At 36.5% G+C, this 1,289-nt stretch carries 1 protein-coding gene; it reads left to right on the top strand.

Annotated elements, in window-relative coordinates; all coding sequences use genetic code 11:
* Positions 1–86 precede the first annotated feature (86 nt).
* A protein-coding gene (locus tag ADIAL_RS00005; RefSeq protein ID WP_155849129.1) for an IS3 family transposase occupies positions 87–1,249 on the top strand; the annotation gives its coding sequence in 2 pieces (ribosomal slippage) (positions 87–363 and positions 363–1,249; 1,164 coding nt in all).
* Positions 1,250–1,289: the final 40 nt, after the last annotated feature.

Raw genomic sequence — 1,289 nt, 5'->3', positions numbered from 1 at the left:
ATTAGACTAACACAACGAAATGAGACAATATAAAACACCTTCGAAATGGTATAATTTACAAAATACTATGTCGGAGGTGTTTTTGCGTGGGCAAAAACGTATATTCAAGTGAAGTGAAATGGGCAGTTATCAAAGCTAAGTTAAGTGGCGAATTAACAAATAAAGAGATTATGGAAAAATATGAGATAAAGAATGTCACTCAAATCAAAACATGGATGAAGTGGTATCGTACAAATCAAATCCATCGCTTTGATCAGCCAATTGGAAAACAATATTCTTATGGACATGGGCCGGACTTTAAAAGTGAAGAAGATAAGAAAAATAAACAGGTGGAGCATTTACAGATGGAGAATGAGATTTTAAAAAAGTATTTAGAAATGAAAAAGGAGTTGAAAAAGAAATAGTCCACCAATTGGTGGACGCATTTAGGCAAAAGTACACCATCCGTGCTATTTTAGCAGCTTTGGGCATAGCCCGCTCTACGTATTACCGGTGGACGAAAGAACCAAATAAAGCTCTATCAAAGGTGGCGTTGGCTATTACGGAGTTATGCCAAAAACATAAATACCGTTACGGGCACCGAAAGATTACGAAGCTCTTGAAACGATACTATAAAATTAAACGACATCGGAATACTGTTCAACGAATCATGCAAAAACTAAACTTACAATGCCGAGTAAAGCCAAAACGCAAGTGGAAGTCTCAGGGAGAGACAGTAATCATTGCCCCTAATTTGTTAGAGAGAAACTTCACTGCTTCACAACCAAATGAGAAATGGGTAACTGATATTACCTATATTCAATATGGTCCGGAAACCAAATACCTCTCAACTATTATAGATTTGTTTAATAATGAAGTCGTTGCTTATAAGTTATACAACCACCAACAGACCCCCTTAATAGTGGATACGTTGAACGCAGCTTTAGAAGCAAGAGGGAATCCTAAAGGCGTCCTCATTCATTCTGACCAAGGGTCAGTTTATACTTCTTATGCCTTTCAAGGTTTAGTTCAAGAGAAAGATTTGGTAAGTAGCATGTCTAGGAGGGGTAACTGTTGGGATAACGCAGTTATTGAGTCGTTTCACTCAAGTATTAAGTCAGAAGAGTTTCAGTATATTAAATTTAATTCTTTGTCTTCACAAGAAGTTACCGTTAAAGTCAGCAACTATATGAATTATTACAATAATGATCGGGTTCAAGAAAAATTAGACTACTACTCCCCATTAGAATTTGGAGGAATAGCAGTCTAAGAAGGTGTTTTATTAGTGTCTCAAATCAGCAGGTCAGTCT

Origin of the sequence: Alkalibacterium sp. AK22, from assembly GCF_000585255.1 — a bacterium.
Lineage (GTDB): Bacteria > Bacillota > Bacilli > Lactobacillales > Carnobacteriaceae_A > Alkalibacterium.
Note: the sequence above shows the minus strand (reverse complement) of the source record. Positions and strands in the feature narration are given on the sequence as shown.